Here is an 18,139-nt window from a genome sequence, read left to right on the forward strand (position 1 = left end):
GCCGCCGAGGAACGCGAGGAAGAGGGCGGGTATCAATAGCGAGCGCTAATCACCCTCACCCTTCCGCGCCTGCGGCGCTCCCTCCCTCTCCCACAGGGAGAGGGAGCAAAACACCTCTCCCTTTGGGAGAGGGAGGGGCCCGCCGCCGAAGGCGGTGGGAGGGTGAGGGTGACAAACGCCCCTACCCTCGCGCCGGACTCCCCCGCTCCGCCACCATCCGCTCGCCGTCGATGGTGATCGGGCTGGCCAGCCCCGGCAGCCCGTCGCGCATGATCGCCATCCCGCGCGCCACCACTTGCGGGTCCGCGAATACTTCGTCCACGCGGTTGATCGGCCCGGCCGGCACGCCCGCGGCCTCCAGCGCCTCGTACAGATCGGCCTTGGCCCAATCGAGCATCGCCCGCGCCAGCAGCGGGATCAGCGCGTCGCGGTGCGTCACCCGCCCCGGATTGGTCGCAAAACGCGGATCGCCGGCCAGATCGAGCCCGAGGATCGCGCACAGCTTCGCGAACTGCCCGTCATTCCCCACCGCGACGATCAGCTCGCCGTCGCGGCAGGCAAAGGCCTGATAGGGCACCAGATTGGCATGGCCGTTGCCCATGCGGTGCGGCACCTTGCCGCTCGCCATCCAGTTGAGCGCCTGATTGGCGAGCACCGCCACCTGCGTGTCGAGCAGCGCCATGTCGATATGCGCGCCCACCCCCTCGACATCGCGACGACGCAGCGCGGCAAGGATCGCCACCGCCGAATAGACGCCGGTGAAAATGTCGGCATAGGCGACGCCGGCTTTCTGCGGCGGCCCGTCGGGCTCGCCGGTCAGGCTCATCGCGCCGCCCATTCCCTGGATGATGAAGTCGTATCCGGCACGCGCCGCATAGGGGCCGGTCTGGCCGAAGCCGGTGATCGAGCAGACCACCAGCCGGGGATCGGCCGCGCGCAGGCTGGCGGCGTCGAGGCCGTATTTCGTAAGCCCGCCCACCTTGTAATTCTCGATCACGACATCGGCATCGGCGATCAGCGCCTTCGCCGCCGCCTGCCCTTGCGCCGTGGCGATGTCGATCGCGACGCTCGTCTTGCCGCGATTGCAGGCGTGGAAATAGGCGGCGTCGCGGTTCACCCCCTCGGCATCGTGGAGGAAGGGCGGCCCCCAATGGCGGGTATCGTCACCCGACCCCGGCCGCTCGACCTTCACCACCTCGGCACCCAGATCGGCGAGCAGCTGCCCGCACCACGGCCCGGCAAGGATGCGCGCCAGTTCGACGACCTTGATGCCGGCGAGCGGCTTCACCCCTCGCCCCGCCGGATCGCATAGACGACATGGTCGGGGAACAGCTTGCCGCCGCCGCGATGGTGACGGCCCGCGATCAGCGTGCCGCCGATCTTGGCCATCGCCCCGCGCGACCGCAGGTTGTTCTCGCCGACCAGGAACACGACCGTGCCGACGAAGCGGTGGATATGGTCGAGCATCAGCCGCTTCACTTCGCGGTTATAGGTGCCGCCCCAATAGGCCCGGGCGAGGAACGTCCAGCCGATCTCGATCTCGTCTTCCTCCGGCACCCAGGCGTCGTAGCGGCTGGAGCCGATCACCGCGCCTGTCGCCTTGTCCTCGATCACCAGCCCGCCGCCGCACGCCAGCGCATCGGCGAAGAACTGGCGGAACACCGGTTCCTGCCAGCGGTCCGGCACCGGGTGGAGTTCCCAGATCAGCGGATCGGAAGCAACGGCGTAGAGCGCGTCCCAGTCCGCCGCCGCCAGCGGGCGAATGCGGACCAGTTCGCCCTCCAGCACCGGCTGCCGGTCCGGCGCCATCAGAACGCCGCGATGCCGGTGATCGCCCGGCCGAGGATCAGCCCGTGCACGTCGTGCGTGCCTTCATAGGTGTTGACCGTCTCGAGGTTGATCGCGTGGCGGATCACATGGAACTCGGCCGAAATGCCGTTGCCGCCGTGCATGTCGCGCGCGGTGCGGGCAATATCGAGCGCCTTGCCGCAATTGTTGCGCTTGATGATGCTGATCGCCTCGGGCGCCAGCGTGCCGGCATCGAACATCCGCCCGCAGCGCAGCGCCGCCTGCAGGCCCAGCGCAATCTCGGTCTCCATATTGGCGAGCTTGAGCTGCACGAGCTGGGTCGCGGCCAGCGGCCGGCCGAACTGGTGACGATCGAGCGTATATTGCCGCGCCGCATGGAAGCACGCCTCGGCCGCGCCCATCGTTCCCCAGGCAATGCCGTAGCGCGCGCGGTTGAGGCAGCCGAACGGCCCCTTCAGCCCCTGCACATTGGGCAGCAGCGCGTCCTCGCTCACTTCCACCCCGTCCATCACGATTTCGCCGGTGATCGAGGCGCGCAAGCTGAGCTTGCCTTCAATCTTCGGGCTGGTGAGGCCCTTCATGCCGCGCTCCAGCACGAAACCGCGGATCGCGCCGTCATGCGCATCGCTCTTCGCCCAGACGACGAACACATCGGCGATCGGCGAATTGGTGATCCACATTTTCGCGCCGGTGATCCGGTAGCCGCCGTCGATCTTTTCGGCGCGGGTGCGCATGCCGGCGGGGTCCGATCCGGCATCGGGCTCGGTCAGGCCGAAACAGCCGACCCATTCGCCGGTCGCCAGCTTCGGCAGGTACTTCCGCCGCTGCTCCTCGCTGCCATAGGCATGGATGGGGTGCATCACGAGACTGGATTGCACGCTCATCGCCGAGCGATAGCCCGAATCGACGCGCTCCACTTCGCGCGCAACCAGACCGTACGCGACATAGCCGAGCCCCGCGCCGCCATAGGTTTCGGGAATCGTCGGGCCGAGCAGGCCCAGCGCGCCCATTTCCGACATGATCTCGCGGTCGAACCGTTCCTCCAGATAGGCGGAGGTGACGCGCGGCAGCAGTTCGCCCTGCGCATAATCGCGCGCGGCGTCCCGCACCATCCGCTCCTCGTCGGTCAGCTCACCGTCGAGCCCAAACGGATCCTGCCAGTCGAACCGGCCCATCTCTGCCATGTAAGTCGTTCCTCTACTGCGCTGCGGGGGTTTGCGCCGGCCGGGGGGCCGGCGCTGCGGGCGCGGGTGCGGACGGCGTTTCTGCTGCCGCCTTCTCGATTTCGTCCAGCGCCTTGCGCGCGTTCACATAGCGTGCGGCAGCGCCGGTCCAGCCCTGCGCATTGGCGACGCCGGGCATATGCGCAATCTCGGCCATCGCCACTTCGACATTGCCTTCGGCCAGCGCCTGACGCGCGCGGCGCAGCCGGTCGGCGGGGCGCGGGCTGGGCATGTCGAGCGGGCGCAGCACCATCAGGTCGCCGACAAAGGCGCGGAACCGCGTCCACGGCCCGTCATTGGGGCCGGTGGCGAGCCGCGGCGCGATGGCATCCAGCGCGACCTTCAGGTCTTCCAGCGTCACCGGCGCCGCCGCCGCCGCGACGATCGCCGAAACCGCTTCGCCATGCTTCTCGCCGAAGCGCGCGCGCAATTGATTCTCCAGGCTACCCAGCGGCTGGCCGCGTTCGATCGCGCGGCGCACGGCGGCAGCGACCATCAGCCGCTCGGCCTGGCTCGCATAGACCGAGGCGTTGCGCGCGCTGCTGCCCAGATCCTGCAGCCGCAGTTCCAGCGCGTCGAGCCGCGCCGCCAGCGCCATTTCGCGCGCATCGAGCGTCGCGACATCGGTGGCGGGGGGAAGCGTGGATCGCGGGGGCACCACCACCGGCGAAGGCGCCGGCGCAGGGGCCGCCGCGGGCGCAGTTTTCTGGGCAGGGGCATGCACCAGGCTGGGCCCGGCAAATTGAATCAATGCCGCCGTAACGGCCATGCCGCCCAGGAATCCGGCGCCGCCGATCAGCGTCCGGCTGCGCAGGAGGGCAGGGTTGCGGGCCGGCTCCGGCGCAAGGGGCTCGTCGCTCATGGCGCCCTTTTCGCCGCGCGATGCCCTGCGGTCAATCGGCGAGCGCAATTGCGGCGTCGATCAGCGCATCGCTGTCGGGCGAAGGCGCCACCACCACCGCGTCCCAACCCGCCCCTGCCGCTACGGCCGCCGCAGCACTGACCGCCGCCAGCCGCAGGGTGCCGCGATCGGCCACCAGTTCGGCAAGCCGCGCGCCGGCCCGGGCCGATTGCACCAGCGCCACGCTGCCGGCGAGCGCGGCCACTGCCTCGGGCGCTACCGGCACCGCATCGCTGGCATAGACAGTGCGCACCGCTGCCACGATTCCCCCTGCCGAAACGGTGTGCTCGCGCCCGGCAAGGTGCAGCGCGCGCCGCACGCCCATCGCTTCGGCCTGTTCGAGCAAGGCCGCCGCACCGCCCTGCCCCACCGATACCACCGTAAAGCCCGCCTGCCGCGCCGCCGCCGCCGTCGCGGCGCCCACGGCATGAACCGGCAGCGCCGCGAGCTGCGCAAGCCCCGGCCCGGCAAGCCGAACCGCATTGGCGCTGGTCAGGACCAGCGCGTCGAAGGCTGCGGCATCGGGCGGTTCCCAGGCGAGGCCGCCCGCCGCGAACAGCGGCAGCCGGATCGCGCGATGCCCGCGCGCCTCGATCGCTGCTGCTGTCACGCCATTGCCCGGCTCGGGCCGCAACACCGCGAGCGGGCGACTCATCCCGCGAAGAGCACACGCACCGTCTCTGGCGCGCGTAACAGCAGGTCGCGCGCCAGCGCCGCGGGCAGCGCCGCATCCTCGGGCGCGCCTTCGATCATCCCATGGACATGCGCGCTGCCGTCTTCGGAGAAAAGCTCCGCCTCGATCGTCAGGATCGCCCCTTCGATCGTCGCCAGCGCCGCGACCGGCGAATGGCAATCGGCCCGGAGTGCAGCGAGCAGCGCCCGCTCCGCCAGCACGCAGGCATGGGTCTGCGGATCGTCGATCGACGCCAGCCAGTCGCGGGTGCGGGCATCGTCGGCGCGCGCCTCGATCCCCACCGCGCCCTGCGCCGGGGCAGGCAGCATCACATTGGTGGGCACGACATGGCCGACGTCATGCCGCCCCAGCCGCTCCAGCCCAGCCGAGGCGAGCAGTGTCGCATCTGCCTCGCCCGCCGCCAGCTTCGCCAGCCGCGTGTCGACATTGCCGCGGAACAGCACCGTCGAAACATCGGGCCGGTGCCGCTTCACCTGCGCCGCCCGGCGCGGCGAGGCGGTGCCCAGCACTGCCCCCTGCTTCAGCGCGTCGAGCGATTCGGCGCCCACCAGCCGGTCGCGCACATCGGCGCGCGGCAGCATCGCGGCGATGACGATCGCCTCGGGCCGGAATGTCTCGACATCCTTCATCGAATGGACCGCGCAGTCGATCTCGCCCGCCAGCAGCGCACGGTCCAGTTCCTTGGTCCACAGCGCCTTGCCGCCGATTTCGGCCAGCGGGCGGTCCTGCACCTTGTCGCCGGTGGTGCGGACGACGACGATCTCGCCCGCAATGCCATGCGCCGCCTGCAGCGCCGCACGCACCATGTTCGCCTGCGCCAGCGCCAGCGGCGAACCGCGCGTACCGATACGGAATCCAGTCATGCGGGTGGTGCTAGGGTCGTGCTCCGGCAAGGGCAATGGGGGTGATACCGGGGGGCCTATTTTGGTTCACGCGAAGGCGCGAGCAAGGGCGGAAGAGAAGAAGTAGATTTCGCGCAGAGGCGCAAAGAGCGCAGAGGGGGCAGGAACGGGTCGACCGGCGTAGCCGATCAAAATCCGCTCTTCAGTTGCCCTTCGGGCATCCCGAGCGACACCCCTCTGCGTCCTCTGCGCCTCTGCGCGCATAAAACATCTTCGCGTCTTCGCGCCTTCGCGTGAACCAAATCACCACCCTCCCTCTGGACCCCATCGCGAAGCGGCTTAGATGGGGCCAATGGCACTGATCCTCGGGCTTGAATCGAGCTGCGACGAGACCGCAGCGGCGCTGGTCGACAGCGACGGCACGATCCGCGCGCACAAGCTGGCGCGGCAGGAAGAGGCGCATCGCCCCTATGGCGGCGTCGTCCCCGAAATCGCCGCCCGCGCGCATGTCGAGATGCTCGGCCCGCTGGTCGAGGCCGCACTGGAAGAGGCCGGCGTCACGCTCGATCAGGTCGATGCGATCGCCGCCACTGCCGGCCCCGGCCTGATCGGCGGGGTGATGGTCGGCCTCGTCACCGGCAAGGCGCTCGCGCTCGCCGCCGGCAAGCCGCTGGTCGCGGTCAACCATCTTGAGGGCCACGCGCTGTCCCCCCGCCTCGGCGACCAGAGCCTCACCTTCCCCTATCTCCTCCTCCTCGTCTCGGGCGGCCATTGCCAGTTGCTGCTGGTCGAAGGCGTCGGCCGCTATCGCCGGCTCGCCACGACGATCGACGATGCCGCCGGCGAGGCGTTCGACAAGACCGCCAAGCTGCTCGGCCTCGGCTTTCCCGGCGGCCCGGCGGTGGAAAAGGCAGCGGAACGCGGCAACCCCAAAGCCGTCCCCCTTCCCCGTCCGCTGGTCGGCTCGGGCGAGCCGCATTTCTCCTTCGCCGGGCTCAAGAGCGCCGTTGCCCGTGCGGTGAACGACTATAGCGCCGAAGATCTCGCCGCCTCGTTCCAGCAGGCGGTGGTCGATTGCTTGATCGACCGCACCCGCCGCGCGCTGGCTGGCGTGCAGCCGACCGCGCTGGTGGTGGCCGGCGGCGTCGCCGCCAACAAGGCGGTGCGCGGCGCGCTGGGGGCACTCGCCGCCGAGCACGGGCTGCGCTTCGTCGCGCCGCCGCTCTGGCTCTGCACCGACAATGCCGCGATGATCGCCTGGGCCGGTGCCGAGCGCTTTGCGGAGGGCTGGACTGACCCCCTCGACACGCCAGCCCGCGCCCGCTGGCCGCTCGACCCCGATGCCGAAAAGGTGCGCGGCGCAGGAGTGAAGGCATGAAAATCGGCGTGATCGGTGGCGGCGCATGGGGCACCGCGCTGGCGCAGGTGGCAGCGCGCGATGCACAGCCCGTGCTGCTCTGGGCGCGCGAGCCCGACGTGGTGGAGAGCATCAACACCGCGCACGAAAACCGCGCTTTCCTTGCCGGCGTGCCCCTCTCCCCGGCGATCCGCGCGACGGGCAGCCTGGGCGACCTCGCCGGCTGCGACGCGCTGCTGGTCGTCGCCCCCGCCCAGCATGTACGCGCGGTGCTGGCCGAGGCGGCGGTCGGCGCCACCCCGCTGGTGCTCTGCGCCAAGGGGATCGAGGCGGGCACCCGGCTGCTGGTCGGCGAAGTCGCGCGCAGCGTCGCCCCGCACGCGCCCATCGCGGTGCTCTCCGGCCCCACCTTCGCGCATGAGGTTGCCGCCGGCAAACCCACCGCCGTCACGCTGGCCTGCGAGGACGCGGACCTGCGCACCCGCCTGATCGACCGGATCGGCGCGCCCGCCTTTCGCCCCTATGCCTCGGCCGACGTGACCGGCGCGGAGATTGGCGGCGCGGTCAAGAACGTCCTCGCCATTGCCTGCGGGGTAGTGGAGGGCGCCGGGCTAGGCCTCAACGCCCGCGCCGCGCTGATCGCCCGCGGCTTTGCCGAAATGACCCGCTTCGGCCTCGCTCGCGGGGCGCAGGCGGAAACGCTGACCGGCCTGTCGGGCCTAGGCGACCTCGTCCTCACCTGTTCCTCGACCAATTCACGCAACTTCTCGCTCGGCGTCGGGCTCGGCCAGGGCCGCAGCGCCGCCGAACTCCTGTCCGACCGCAAGACCGTGGCCGAAGGCGCCTTCACTGCCCCGGTCCTGCGCGAGGCGGCGGCGGAAGCGGGGGTGGACATGCCGGTAACGGCAGCAGTCAACGCGCTGCTGGAGGGCGCACCGGTGGCCGAAGTGATCGAGGCGCTGCTAAGCCGGCCGCTGAAGGCAGAGGCGGTGTAGGGGGCGGGCGATGGCAAGGATCTTCCTTTTTGCCATGTTCGTCCTGCTGTCCGGTTGCACAGCCAGCCCCCCGTCGCCGCCGTTGCAGGACGGGTGCTATCGCTTCGCCGACGGCAAACCGTTTTTCCGTATCGCAGGGAGGACTGGTACCTTTGTCGGCGAGGGGCCGTTAAAGACATTCGTGATCGGCCGCTCGCGAGCAGCGACCAATGAAGTGCAAGTCTCTCCCGCCTTTGTGGTGCACGATCAGGCAGCAAATATACCATCTCGCCCAGCCCGCATGGCGTTGCCCATATCGACGCTGCGCTATGGCAGCCTAAAACTAAAAGATATTCAGAACCAGCGTGTCGTTTTGGTGCCGATGGAAGCGTACGGGTGGGAGGAACTCTGGCTGGGCAAGCCCTGCTGACCCATCGGCCAGGTTTGGTCCGCGCTATCCAATATGCCCTGCCGATGCCGAAGGGGCCTTCAGTGCCCCGGTGCTGCGCGAAGCGGCGGTTGAGGCAGACGCGGTGTAGGAGGCGGGTTGCGTCCACACCGTCATCTGCCGCTCCCTGCTTTGCAGCGGCGCAATCGCATCGGTACGGATGCGCCGGCGACCTCAAACCCGCCGTCATTCCCGCGAAGGCGGGAATCCATTGATCCAAACGCCGGGGAAAAGAGCCGCAACTTCACCGCCAATGGATCCCCGCCTTCGCGGGGATGACTGGGACTTTGTCAAAAGCGGTGGCCCTGCCGATGCCTAAGGGGCTGTCCTACAGCCGATGATCCCGTTATGTTCCGGTTCGCTCTTTGACATCGTCGGCATACCGATCCGCTCGGACGCACCGCCTTGGCGGAGACTCATCCGCGTATCGCAATCCTCTCCACCAGCCGTCGCCCCAGCGAACGCTGGAGTCTCCACGAGGCTGGGCGAAAACGGAACAGCGCTTCTTCGGGAGATGCCAGCTTGCGCTGGCATGACGAGGGGAGGGGCCACGATTATGCGTAGATTATGTTCGTCGCGCCCGATCGCCGACCCCGGCGAAAACGTGTTTTGACCCTAAACTTCCTAAACTTTGCCCGTCGCCACTCCGTCAGAAATCGACGGCGATTCCCTTCAGCTCCCAGTCGCCATAGCGCACAGGGTCCTTGCCCAGCGGGTCGCTTTGCGGGCGCTGGAGCGGTTCGGGCTTCGGTACGGGCGGGCTTTTGGTCAGATAGGCCGGCGGCTGCACATGCGGGGGGCGCTTGCCCATAAGGATTGCCTTCCTTGGTTGCCCGGCCCATGTCGGCCGCCAAAGGAGCATGGTCAAGTGAACGGTTGGGAAATGGCGCCGCAAGCGGCAGCGGGCGCACTGGCGCCTATCGAGTCCGGAGCGCGCTGAACATGGCCCGTCCTGCCCCACGCCGCCCCGCCCGTCCGGAAGCCGACGCGCCCGGCGTCCCCGCCCGGCGCGCCGCGCTGAAGCTGCTCGATGCGGTGCTGCGCCGCGGGCTGGCGCTGGAACAGGCGCTCGATTCGGCCGCGCAGGGGCTCGCGCCAAACGATCGCGGCCTGGCCCATGCCATCGCCGCCGAGACGCTGCGGCGGCTGCCCGATCTCGACGCGCTGATCGATTCCGCCACGCGCCAGCGCCTGCCCGACGATGCGAAGGCGCGCTTCGCGCTGCGGATCGCGCTGGTGCAGGCCATCGCGCTCGGCACGCCCGGCCATGCCGCCATCGCCACCGTGCTGCCGCTGGTCGATGGCGGACCGCGCAAGCTGGTGCACGGCGTGTTCGGCACGCTGATGCGCGGCGATGCGACGCTGCCGGACCTGCCCGCGCTGCCCGACGCCGTGTACCTCCGCTGGCAGGCGGCCTGGGGTGACGCCATGGTGGAAGCTGCCCGCGGCGCCATCGCCGCACCGCCGCCGCTCGACCTGAGCCTGCGCGGCGACGCGCCGCTGCCCGATGCGGTCAGCCTCGCCCCGCGGCACGCCCAGCTCGCCCCCGGCACCAGCGTGCCGACGCTGCCCGGCTTTGCCGAGGGCGACTGGTGGGTGCAGGATCTCGCCGCCTCGATTCCGGCAAGGCTGATCGGTGCGGGTACGGGCACGGCGCTCGATCTCTGCGCCGCGCCGGGCGGCAAGACGCTGCAACTCGCCGCCGCCGGCTGGCAGGTGACGGCGGTCGACGCCTCGGAAAGTCGTCTGGCGCGACTTCATGAGAATCTGGAGCGGACCGGGCTTTCGGCACAGGTGGTCGCCGCCGACCTGCTCGACTGGGCGCCGCCCGCCCCCGCCGATGCGGTGCTGCTCGATGCGCCGTGCAGCGCCACCGGCATTTTCCGCCGCCACCCGGACGTGCTCCACCGCGTGCGCCCGTCGCTGATCGGCGAAATGGCGGCACTACAGGCCCGGCTGCTCGACCGCGCCGCCGCCTGGGTGAAACCGGGCGGGACGCTGGTCTTCTCCACCTGCTCGCTCGAGCCGCAGGAGGGCGAGGCGCATCTCGCGCCGTTCCTCGCCGCCCATCCGGACTTTGCGCTGGTGCCGGCAACGCCCGCCGAACTGCCCGCGGGCATCGCGCCTCGTGAAGACGGCAGCGTGCGCATCCTGCCGGGCGCGCTGGCCGAAGCGGGCGGGCTCGACGGCTTCTTCATTGCCCGCTTCCAGCGGCGCTGAAGGAAAGCTGTGGATAACCCCGTGGGCAAATGGTGGAAGACGGCGGGGAAACGGAACCGCTCCGGTTGCACCCGAGTCGCGCGGTAAGTAGAGCGAGGCTATGTCCATCCGCATCGCCCCCTCGATCCTGTCGGCCGACTTCGCACGTCTGGGCGAGGAAGTGCGCGCCATTGACGCCGCCGGTGCCGACTGGATCCATGTCGACGTGATGGACGGGCATTTCGTGCCCAACATCACCATCGGCCCTGCGGTCATCAAGGCGCTGCGCCCGCATACGGCCAAGCCGTTCGACGTGCATCTGATGATCGCGCCGGTCGATCCGCTGCTCGCCGCCTTTGCCGATGCGGGGGCGGACACGATTTCGGTGCATCCGGAGGCCGGGCCGCACCTTCACCGCACGCTCCAGACGATCAAGGCGCTGGGCAAGCGCGCCGGCGTGGTGCTCAATCCCGCGACGCCGGTCGAGGTGGTCGATCATGTCATGGACATGGTCGATCTGATCCTGGTGATGAGCGTCAATCCCGGCTTTGGCGGTCAGAAGTTCATCGAGAGCCAGTTGCCGAAGATCACCGAGCTGCGTCGCCGCATCACCGCCAGCGGCCGGGCGATCGATCTGGAAGTCGATGGCGGTGTCGACCGCGAGACGGCGCCGCGCGTGATTGCCGCCGGCGCCGATGCGCTGGTCGCGGGCACCGCCACCTTCACCGGCGGGCCGACCTGCTATGCCGACAATATCGCGGCGCTGAGAGGCGGTTGAGCGACCCGGCTCCAGGCTCCGCCGCCGACGGAGTCGAGGAAGGCAAGCGGCTGGTGCGGGTGGGCGGCGACCATGGCCTGTCGCTCGCCGACCGCATCGCCGATCGCTTCCAGCGCCTGGCCTGGCGCACGCCGCTCCATGCGATGCGGCTGAAGGGGCGCCACCCGCTGAAGCTGATCGCCGTCGCCGACGATCCCTTTTTCGGCGACCCGCAGCGCGGCGATGCGCTGCTCGACGGCACGCTGCGCTTTCGTGGCGAGGCGAAGCCGGTCGCGGCGCTGGATTTCGCCCAGCCCGACTGGTCGCCGGCGCTGGCCGCCTATCTCCACAGCTTCGCCTGGCTGCGCGATCTGTCGAGCGTCGCCACCCGCTCGATCGGCGCGCCGGTGGCGGAAGAGATCACACGGCGCTGGCTGGCGGCGCACGGCGAAAAGGTGGCCGACCCGGCCTGGCTGCCCGACGCGACCGGCCGCCGCATCCTGTTCTGGATCGCGCATGCGCCGCTGATCCTGTCCTCGACCGACCAGATCTATCGCTCGGGGGTGATGCACGCGCTGGCCCGCGGCGCGCGCCATCTCGACCGCACTGCCGACAAGGCGCCGGCCGGCGTGCCCCGGCTGGCGGCCTGGGCGGGTCTGCTCGCGGCGGGGCTGGTGCTGCCGGGTGGCGACCCGCGCCGTGCCTTTGCCGAATCGGGCCTCAACCGCGCCATCGCCGCGTCGGTGTTCGAGGATGGCGGCACCGTCGGCCGCTCGCCGGGCGGGCAACTGGAGGCGATCCAGCTCCTCACGCTGGTCTGCGAACTTTATGGCGCGCGCCGGCTGGAGCCGCCGATGTTCGTGCTCGGCGCCCTCAATCGCATGGTCGCGGCGCTGCTCGGCGTCTGCCATGGCGACGGCGGGCTATCGAGCTGGCAGGGCAGCGGGCCGATCGCCGCCGAGATCATCGAACAGACGATCGAGGCGACCGGCATCCGCACCCGGCCGCTGAAGCAGGCGCGCGAATGGGGCTATCAGCGCCTCTCCGCCGGCAACACCGTGGTCATCATGGATGCCGCCCCGCCGCCGATCGCCCGGCTGATCGACGATGGCTGCGCCTCCACGCTCGCCTTCGAGCTGTCCGACGGGCCGCACCGGCTGGTGGTGAATTGCGGCGGCGGGCGAATGGTCGATGCCGCCGTGCCCCCCGCGCTGGTGCAGGCGCTGCGCTCCACCGCCGCCCATTCGACGCTGGCCGTCAGCGACAGCAACTCCACGGCCATCCATGCCGATGGCACGCTGGGCCGCGGCGTCGGCGAAGTGGAGCTGGCGCGGCAGGAAAGCGACAGCGCCAGCCGGATCGAGGCAAGCCATGACGGCTATGTCCGCCGCTTCGGCTTCCTCCATCGCCGCGCGCTCACCCTGTCGCATGACGGGCGCGATCTGCGCGGCGAGGACATGCTGCTCCCCTCCGGCCGGCGCCGCCAGCGGGGGATGACGCCGTTCACGCTGCGCTTCCACCTCGCCCCGCACACCGAAGTAGCGCCGACCGCCGATGGCCAGGCGGCGATCCTGCGCACGCCTTCGGGCACCTTGTGGCAGTTCCGCTGCAAGGGCGGAACGCTCACGATCGAGGACAGCATCTGGGTCGATCCGCGCGGGCGCCCGCAAAATGCCGAGCAGCTGGTGGTGCGCGGCGACTCGCCTGCCGGGGGCGCCAGCATCAACTGGGTGTTCCACCGCGCGAAATAGGGCTTGCCCCGGGGGCGCTGATCCGGGAGAGGGGCGGCCCATGGACCAGATCAAGATCACCCGCGCACTCCTCTCGGTCTCGGACAAGACCGGCATCGTCGAACTCGGCCAGGCACTGGCCGCGCAGGGCGTCGAGCTCGTCTCGACCGGCGGCACCGCCACGGCGCTCCGCAACGCCGGCCTCACCGTCCGCGATATTTCCGACCTCACCGGCTTTCCGGAGATGATGGACGGCCGGGTGAAGACGCTGCACCCCAAGGTGCATGGCGGCCTGCTCTCGGTCCGCTCGAACCCCGAGCATCAGGCGTCTATGGCCGAGCACGAAATCGTGCCGATCGACCTTGTCGTGGTGAACCTCTATCCCTTCGCCCAGACCGTCGCCAAGGGCGCCGACCGCGATGAGATCATCGAGAATATCGACATTGGCGGCCCGTCAATGGTCCGCTCGGCCGCGAAGAACCATGAATCGGTGGCGATCGTCACCGATCCGGCCGATTACGCGCTGGTGATGGGCGGCACGACCACGCTGGCGCAGCGCCGCACCTTCGCCGCCAAGGCCTATGCCGCCACCGCCGCCTATGACGCGATGATCTCCAGCTGGTTCGCCTTCGCAGACCAGGGCGAAGCGTTCCCGGAAACGCTCAATCTCTCGCTGAAGCGCGGCCAGGCGCTGCGCTACGGCGAGAACCCGCACCAGCAGGCCGCCTTCTATGCCGCCACCGGCCCGGCCGCGCGCGGCATCGGCCAGGCGCGTCAGGTGCAGGGCAAGGAACTGAGCTACAATAATTACAACGACGCCGATGCGGCACTCGAGCTGGTCAGCGAATTCCGCAACGGCCCGCCGACCGCGGTGATCGTCAAGCACGCCAACCCCTGCGGGGTGGCGAGCGGTGCAACCCTTGCGGAAGCCTATGCCGCGGCGTTCGCCTGCGACACCGTCTCGGCGTTCGGCGGCATCATCGCGGTCAATCGCCCGCTCGACCGCGCGACCGCCGAGCAGATCACCGGCATCTTCACCGAAGTGGTGGTGGCCCCCGATGCGGACGAAGAGGCGCTCGCGCTGTTCGCGGCGAAGAAGAATCTGCGTCTGCTGCTGACCGGCGAACTGCCCGATCCGGCGCGCGCAGGCCTGTTCGCCAAGTCGATCGCCGGCGGCTGGCTCGTTCAGGGCCGCGACAACGGCATCGTCACGCGCGACCAGCTCAAGGTCGTCACCAGGCGCCAGCCGACCGAGCAGGAGCTGACCGACTGCCTGTTCGCCTGGACGGTCGCCAAGCACGTCAAGTCGAACGCGATCGTCTATGCCAAGGACGGCAGCACAGCGGGCATCGGCGCCGGCCAGATGAACCGGCTGGAAAGCGCCCGCATCGCGGCGTGGAAGGCCAAGGACGCCGCCGACAAGGCCGGCTGGGCAACCCCGCGCACGATCGGTTCGGCAGTGGCGTCGGACGCCTTCTTCCCCTTCGCCGACGGCCTGCTGGCCGCGGTGGAAGCCGGCGCGACCGCGGTGATCCAGCCGGGCGGCTCGATCCGCGACGATGAAGTGATTGCGGCGGCCGACGAAGCTGGCCTCGCGATGGTCTTCACGGGCATGCGCCACTTCCGCCACTAATACCAAGGTGCATGGGTGGAGACTCATCTCCAGCGTCATGCCAGCGCAAGCTGGCATCTTCCGCAGTAGTGCTTTTCCGGTTTCGCCCAGCCCCGCGATGACCCCAGCGTGCGCTGGGTGACGGCTGGTGGAAAGGATTGCGATATGCGGATGAGTCCCATCAACGCAACTCGGTATAAGCAGGCGCGGCGCCCCGGGCGGGCCTAGAGCATTTTCAAGTTGACCGTATTCGGTCAACGGCTCGGAAAATGCGTCAACCAAATATCCAGAGCGTTTTCGACCATGGTGAAAACGCTCTGGTTCAGCGCTCGTCCGGCCCCAGCGTCGGGTCCAGATCGCGCGGGCGGACGAAACGGACTAGCGTGCCCGTTTCTTCCGCCACGTCGGCCCAATGCGCGGCAGGCAGCCGGACTTCAGCCAACGCGGCGGTGGGGTATTTGCGTTCCACCTCGGCGCGCAGCGGCGTGTCTTCGCCGGCGAGCGTGAGCACCAGTTCCTCCAGCCCCGGATTATGGCCGCTGAGCAGCACCCGCTCGGCGCCGTCGGGCAGATCGTGGATCACGTCGAGCAGCGTCGCGACCGAGGCGAGATAGAGCCGCTGGTCCCACACCGGCGCCAGTTCGCTGCCATAGCTTGCCTCGACTTGCGCCAGCGTTTCCTTCACCCGCATCGCGGGCGAGGCAATCACATGGTCGAAGCCCAGTCCTTCGCTGCGCAGATAACGGCCCATCACGCCGGCAGCGCGCTGCCCCTTCGGATTGAGCGGACGGTCAAAGTCGCGGGCGACGGGATCGTCCCAGCCGGATTTCGCGTGGCGGAGGACAAGAAGTGTCTTCATGCTTCCCCGGAAGTAGCGCTGGCGGTTGCCGAGGCGTCATGCCCGAAGCCACTGCCCAAGGAAAGCCGAACCCGCTCCACCGCCTGATCGAGCGTCACCCGCGTCACGCGCGTGCCGGCCGGAAAGGCGTCTAGCAACCGCGACGGGCTTGCTGCCGAAAGCAATACGAACGCGCCGCGGTCGTCGGCACGGCGAATCAGCCGGCCAAATGCCTGTGCGAGCCGCGCACGGACGATCCGGTCGTCATAGGCCGAACCGCCCCCGGCCAGCCGCCGGGCGGCGTGGAGCACCGTGGGCTTGGGCCAGGGCACGCCCTCCATCACCACCAGCCGCAGCGAGTCGCCGGGCACGTCCACCCCATCGCGCAACGCATCGGTGCCGATCAGCGACGCGCGCGGATCATCGCGGAAGATATCGACCAGCGTGCCGGTGTCGATCGGGTCGACGTGTTGCGCCAGCAGCGGCAGGCCGTCGCGCGCCAGCCGGTCGGCGATACGGGCATGGACTGCGCGCAGCCGGCGGATCGCCGTGAACAGGCCCAGCGTGCCGCCGCGCGCAGCCGCGATCAGCCGGGCATAGGCATTGGCGAGTGCGGGCAGATCGCCGCGCTTTACATCGGTGACGATCAGCACCTCGGCCTGATTCTGATAGTCGAACGGGCTCTTTGCCTCGAACCGCTCGGCCGGGCGCGGCAGATGGGTGGCGCCGGAGCGCGCCTCTGCCACGCCCCAATCGCCGCCTGCGCGCAGCGTGGCCGAGGTGACGAGCACGCCATGCGCGGGCTTGAGCACCGTTTCGGCAAGCGGCCTGGCGGGATCGAGCCAGTGGCGATGGAGCCCGACATCATATTCGCGCCCCTCGGCCCGGTCGACCGCCAGCCAGTCGACGAACGCCGGGTCGGCCGGCCCGCCGATCCGGGCGATCAGCGCCAGCCATGCGCCGACCGTATCCACACGCCAGCCGAGCGAGGCGATCGCGCCTTCGATCCGTGCCCGCGCCGGCCCGTCCATCCAGTCCGGCGCTTCGGCCAGCACGGCCTCCAGCCGTCGGCCGAGCACGACCATCGGCCGGAGCAGCGCATCCAGCGCGGCGGTGGCTGCACCGGCGGCTTCGACCAGCGCCGGATCGGGCTCGCTCAACTCGGTTTCGAGCCCATAGCCGGCCTCGGCCGCGCCCTGGGTATCGCGGGCATAGACCAGCCCGCGCACCGCCGCGAGCAGGGCCTCGATCGGCCCAAACGGTTCGCCTTCGTTCAGCCGCTGGAGCCAGCCGTCGCTGGGCAGTGCGCGCGCGGCATCGACCGCCTCGGCAATTGCCCGGCCGCCGGCATCGTCATAGCTCGCCACATCCGACAGCCGGGCGGCAAGCCCGCGCCGACGGCCGCGCGAGCCCGATTCGGGGCCGGTGACCCAGCGGCGCAGCTCGATCGATTCCTGCCCGGTGAGCGCCACCGAGAACATCGCGTCGGCCGCGTCGAACAGATGATGGCCCTCGTCGAACACATAGCGGGTGGGCCGCGCCTGCGCCTCGCGGCCACGGGCGGCGTTGACCATCACCAGCGCATGGTTGGCGATGACGATATCGGCATCGGCACTCGCCCGCGCCGCCCGCTCGATGAAGCATTTCCGGTAATGCGGGCAGCCGGCATAGATGCACTCGCCGCGCCGGTCGGTGAGCGCGGTCGAGCCGTTGCGGCGGAACAGGGTGGGCAGCCAGCCGGGCAGATCGCCGCCGACCATGTCGCCATCGGCAGTATAGGCCGCCCAGCGTGCGACGAGCTGCGCGAGGATCGCCGCCCGGCCGCCGAACCCGCCCTGCAGCGCATCCTCCAGATTGAGCAGGCAGACATAATTCTCGCGGCCCTTGCGCGTGACGATCCGGGCGCGGCGCTGGACGGGATCGGGGAACAGCCGCTCGCCTTCATTGCCCAATTGCCGCTGGAGCGCCTTGGTGAAGGTCGACACCCAGACCGGGCCGCCCGATTGCTCGGCCCATAGCGAGGCGGGGGCGAGATAGCCCAGGGTCTTGCCGATACCGGTACCGGCCTCTGCCAACACCAGATTGGGGGTATCGGGCGCCAGACGGGGCGCAAAGGCCTTGGCGGCCGCAGCGGCATAGTCGCGCTGGCCCTGGCGCCGTTCCGCGCCTGCCCCGGTCAGCCGGGCGAGACGATCGGCTACCGCGTCCGCATCGAGCGTGATGGTGCGCGGCGCAGGGCGCTGCCCGCTTTCCTCCCATTCGGGCAGCTTCGAGAAGAGCCAGCGTTCCGCCCGCTCCGGCTTGGCGATGCGCTGGCCGAGCGCGGCGGCCCAGGGCCAGCGCAGTCGGCCGAGCGACTGCAGGCTCGTCCAGGCGCCCTCACGCTCCGGCCAGTCGCCTTCGGCCATGTCGAGCAGGGCCGCAGCAGCGTCGCGCAAGAATGCCGCGACGGCAGCATCGCTGTCGGGTGGCATCAGCCCGGCGGCACGGGCGAGCCCCTTCGGTGTCGGCACCATGAACCGGGCGGGGCGGAGGAAAGCGAACAACTCGAGCAGGTCGAGCCCGCTCAGTTCGGGATGGCCAAGCCGTTGCCCCACCAGCGGGGCGTTTAGGAGCAGTACCGGCGTGTCGGCGGCGATGCGGATCGCCTCCCCCCGGCCGATTGCGCGCGTGCCCTCTGCTGTGGCGATCCACACGCCGGAATGGCTGGCGTGCAGCGCAGGATAGGGAAGCGGCGGCATCATCGTCCGCCGCT

The 18,139-nt window shown here is 69.9% G+C and carries 16 protein-coding genes; 7 read left to right on the top strand and 9 right to left on the bottom strand.

The window, feature by feature from the left end; translation table 11 throughout:
- Nucleotides 1-181: 181 nt before the first annotated feature.
- The 6 genes from ACT53M_RS09970 to hemC are packed head-to-tail and all read right to left on the bottom strand — an operon-like array spanning nucleotide 182 to nucleotide 5,490.
- Nucleotides 182-1,288: a CaiB/BaiF CoA transferase family protein gene (locus ACT53M_RS09970; protein WP_476233057.1), complete on the bottom strand. Its 1,107-nt coding sequence runs from the start codon at nucleotides 1,286-1,288 to the stop codon at nucleotides 182-184.
- Nucleotides 1,285-1,809 carry a GNAT family N-acetyltransferase gene (locus ACT53M_RS09975; protein ID WP_476233058.1) on the bottom strand — a complete coding sequence of 175 codons (525 nt, stop codon included), beginning with the start codon at nucleotides 1,807-1,809 and terminating at the stop codon, nucleotides 1,285-1,287. The genes ACT53M_RS09970 and ACT53M_RS09975 overlap by 4 nt, the downstream gene beginning before the upstream one ends.
- Nucleotides 1,809-2,993: an acyl-CoA dehydrogenase gene (locus ACT53M_RS09980; protein WP_476233060.1), complete on the bottom strand. Its 1,185-nt coding sequence runs from the start codon at nucleotides 2,991-2,993 to the stop codon at nucleotides 1,809-1,811. Before ACT53M_RS09980 ends, ACT53M_RS09975 begins: the two co-directional genes overlap by 1 nt.
- A gap of 13 nt (nucleotides 2,994-3,006) precedes the next feature.
- Nucleotides 3,007-3,894 carry a hypothetical protein gene (locus tag ACT53M_RS09985; RefSeq protein WP_476233061.1) on the bottom strand — a complete coding sequence of 296 codons (888 nt, stop codon included), beginning with the start codon at nucleotides 3,892-3,894 and terminating at the stop codon, nucleotides 3,007-3,009.
- Nucleotides 3,895-3,925: 31 nt separating this feature from the next.
- A complete protein-coding gene (locus tag ACT53M_RS09990; RefSeq protein ID WP_476233063.1) occupies nucleotides 3,926-4,588 on the bottom strand; it encodes a uroporphyrinogen-III synthase in 663 nt (220 codons plus the stop codon).
- Nucleotides 4,585-5,490: a hydroxymethylbilane synthase gene (gene hemC / locus ACT53M_RS09995; RefSeq protein ID WP_476233065.1), complete on the bottom strand. Its 906-nt coding sequence runs from the start codon at nucleotides 5,488-5,490 to the stop codon at nucleotides 4,585-4,587. The genes ACT53M_RS09990 and hemC overlap by 4 nt, the downstream gene beginning before the upstream one ends.
- Nucleotides 5,491-5,821: 331 nt before the next feature.
- Between hemC and tsaD the strand changes: the two genes are divergently transcribed.
- The 3 genes from tsaD to ACT53M_RS10010 are packed head-to-tail and all read left to right on the top strand — an operon-like array spanning nucleotide 5,822 to nucleotide 8,230.
- Nucleotides 5,822-6,847, top strand: coding sequence for a tRNA (adenosine(37)-N6)-threonylcarbamoyltransferase complex transferase subunit TsaD (tsaD, locus tag ACT53M_RS10000; RefSeq protein WP_476233066.1), 1,026 nt, complete (start codon nucleotides 5,822-5,824; stop codon nucleotides 6,845-6,847).
- On the top strand, nucleotides 6,844-7,821 hold the full coding sequence (locus tag ACT53M_RS10005; RefSeq protein ID WP_476233068.1) for an NAD(P)H-dependent glycerol-3-phosphate dehydrogenase: 978 nt from the start codon (nucleotides 6,844-6,846) through the stop codon (nucleotides 7,819-7,821). Before tsaD ends, ACT53M_RS10005 begins: the two co-directional genes overlap by 4 nt.
- A gap of 10 nt (nucleotides 7,822-7,831) precedes the next feature.
- On the top strand, nucleotides 7,832-8,230 hold the full coding sequence (locus ACT53M_RS10010; RefSeq protein ID WP_476233069.1) for a hypothetical protein: 399 nt from the start codon (nucleotides 7,832-7,834) through the stop codon (nucleotides 8,228-8,230).
- Between the two features lie 667 nt (nucleotides 8,231-8,897).
- Here ACT53M_RS10010 and ACT53M_RS10015 read toward each other — a convergent pair.
- The gene (locus tag ACT53M_RS10015) at nucleotides 8,898-9,059 is read right to left on the bottom strand and encodes a DUF1674 domain-containing protein (protein WP_476233070.1); all 162 of its coding nucleotides are present in this window, start codon (nucleotides 9,057-9,059) and stop codon (nucleotides 8,898-8,900) included.
- A 131-nt stretch (nucleotides 9,060-9,190) separates the two neighbouring features.
- Between ACT53M_RS10015 and ACT53M_RS10020 the strand changes: the two genes are divergently transcribed.
- The 4 genes from ACT53M_RS10020 (at nucleotide 9,191) to purH (ending at nucleotide 14,567) form a co-directional block, all read left to right on the top strand.
- Complete coding sequence (locus ACT53M_RS10020; protein ID WP_476233072.1) at nucleotides 9,191-10,468, top strand: RsmB/NOP family class I SAM-dependent RNA methyltransferase; 1,278 nt, start codon at nucleotides 9,191-9,193, stop codon at nucleotides 10,466-10,468.
- Between the two features lie 100 nt (nucleotides 10,469-10,568).
- A complete protein-coding gene (rpe, locus tag ACT53M_RS10025; RefSeq protein WP_476233073.1) occupies nucleotides 10,569-11,225 on the top strand; it encodes a ribulose-phosphate 3-epimerase in 657 nt (218 codons plus the stop codon).
- Entirely contained in the window at nucleotides 11,222-12,955 is a 1,734-nt protein-coding gene (locus ACT53M_RS10030) for a heparinase II/III family protein (protein ID WP_476233074.1), read from the top strand. Before rpe ends, ACT53M_RS10030 begins: the two co-directional genes overlap by 4 nt.
- Nucleotides 12,956-12,995: 40 nt before the next feature.
- Complete coding sequence (gene purH / locus ACT53M_RS10035; protein WP_476233075.1) at nucleotides 12,996-14,567, top strand: bifunctional phosphoribosylaminoimidazolecarboxamide formyltransferase/IMP cyclohydrolase; 1,572 nt, start codon at nucleotides 12,996-12,998, stop codon at nucleotides 14,565-14,567.
- 301 nt (nucleotides 14,568-14,868) lie between these two features.
- Here the strand turns inward: purH and ACT53M_RS10040 are convergent, their stop codons facing one another.
- Nucleotides 14,869-15,405 (bottom strand): SixA phosphatase family protein, encoded by a 537-nt coding sequence (locus tag ACT53M_RS10040; RefSeq protein ID WP_476233076.1) that lies wholly within the window; start codon nucleotides 15,403-15,405, stop codon nucleotides 14,869-14,871.
- The gene (locus tag ACT53M_RS10045) at nucleotides 15,402-18,125 is read right to left on the bottom strand and encodes an ATP-dependent DNA helicase (protein WP_476233245.1); all 2,724 of its coding nucleotides are present in this window, start codon (nucleotides 18,123-18,125) and stop codon (nucleotides 15,402-15,404) included. The genes ACT53M_RS10040 and ACT53M_RS10045 overlap by 4 nt, the downstream gene beginning before the upstream one ends.
- Nucleotides 18,126-18,139: the final 14 nt, after the last annotated feature.

The sequence above is a fragment of the Sphingomonas sp. DMC6 genome (assembly GCF_056314225.1).

Bases quoted from the DNA above. Each gene is read 5' to 3' on its own strand.
- hemC (WP_476233065.1), bottom strand. From the start codon at position 5,490: ATGACTGGATTCCGTATCGGTACGCGCGGTTCGCCGCTGGCGCTGGCG.
- ACT53M_RS10015 (WP_476233070.1), bottom strand. From the start codon at position 9,059: ATGGGCAAGCGCCCCCCGCATGTGCAGCCGCCGGCCTATCTGACCAAA.
- ACT53M_RS10010 (WP_476233069.1), top strand. From the start codon at position 7,832: ATGGCAAGGATCTTCCTTTTTGCCATGTTCGTCCTGCTGTCCGGTTGC.
- ACT53M_RS10005 (WP_476233068.1), top strand. From the start codon at position 6,844: ATGAAAATCGGCGTGATCGGTGGCGGCGCATGGGGCACCGCGCTGGCG.
- tsaD (WP_476233066.1), top strand. From the start codon at position 5,822: ATGGCACTGATCCTCGGGCTTGAATCGAGCTGCGACGAGACCGCAGCG.
- purH (WP_476233075.1), top strand. From the start codon at position 12,996: ATGGACCAGATCAAGATCACCCGCGCACTCCTCTCGGTCTCGGACAAG.
- ACT53M_RS09980 (WP_476233060.1), bottom strand. From the start codon at position 2,993: ATGGCAGAGATGGGCCGGTTCGACTGGCAGGATCCGTTTGGGCTCGAC.
- ACT53M_RS09990 (WP_476233063.1), bottom strand. From the start codon at position 4,588: ATGAGTCGCCCGCTCGCGGTGTTGCGGCCCGAGCCGGGCAATGGCGTG.
- ACT53M_RS10045 (WP_476233245.1), bottom strand. From the start codon at position 18,125: ATGCCGCCGCTTCCCTATCCTGCGCTGCACGCCAGCCATTCCGGCGTG.
- ACT53M_RS09975 (WP_476233058.1), bottom strand. From the start codon at position 1,809: ATGGCGCCGGACCGGCAGCCGGTGCTGGAGGGCGAACTGGTCCGCATT.
- ACT53M_RS10020 (WP_476233072.1), top strand. From the start codon at position 9,191: ATGGCCCGTCCTGCCCCACGCCGCCCCGCCCGTCCGGAAGCCGACGCG.
- ACT53M_RS10040 (WP_476233076.1), bottom strand. From the start codon at position 15,405: ATGAAGACACTTCTTGTCCTCCGCCACGCGAAATCCGGCTGGGACGAT.
- ACT53M_RS09985 (WP_476233061.1), bottom strand. From the start codon at position 3,894: ATGAGCGACGAGCCCCTTGCGCCGGAGCCGGCCCGCAACCCTGCCCTC.
- rpe (WP_476233073.1), top strand. From the start codon at position 10,569: ATGTCCATCCGCATCGCCCCCTCGATCCTGTCGGCCGACTTCGCACGT.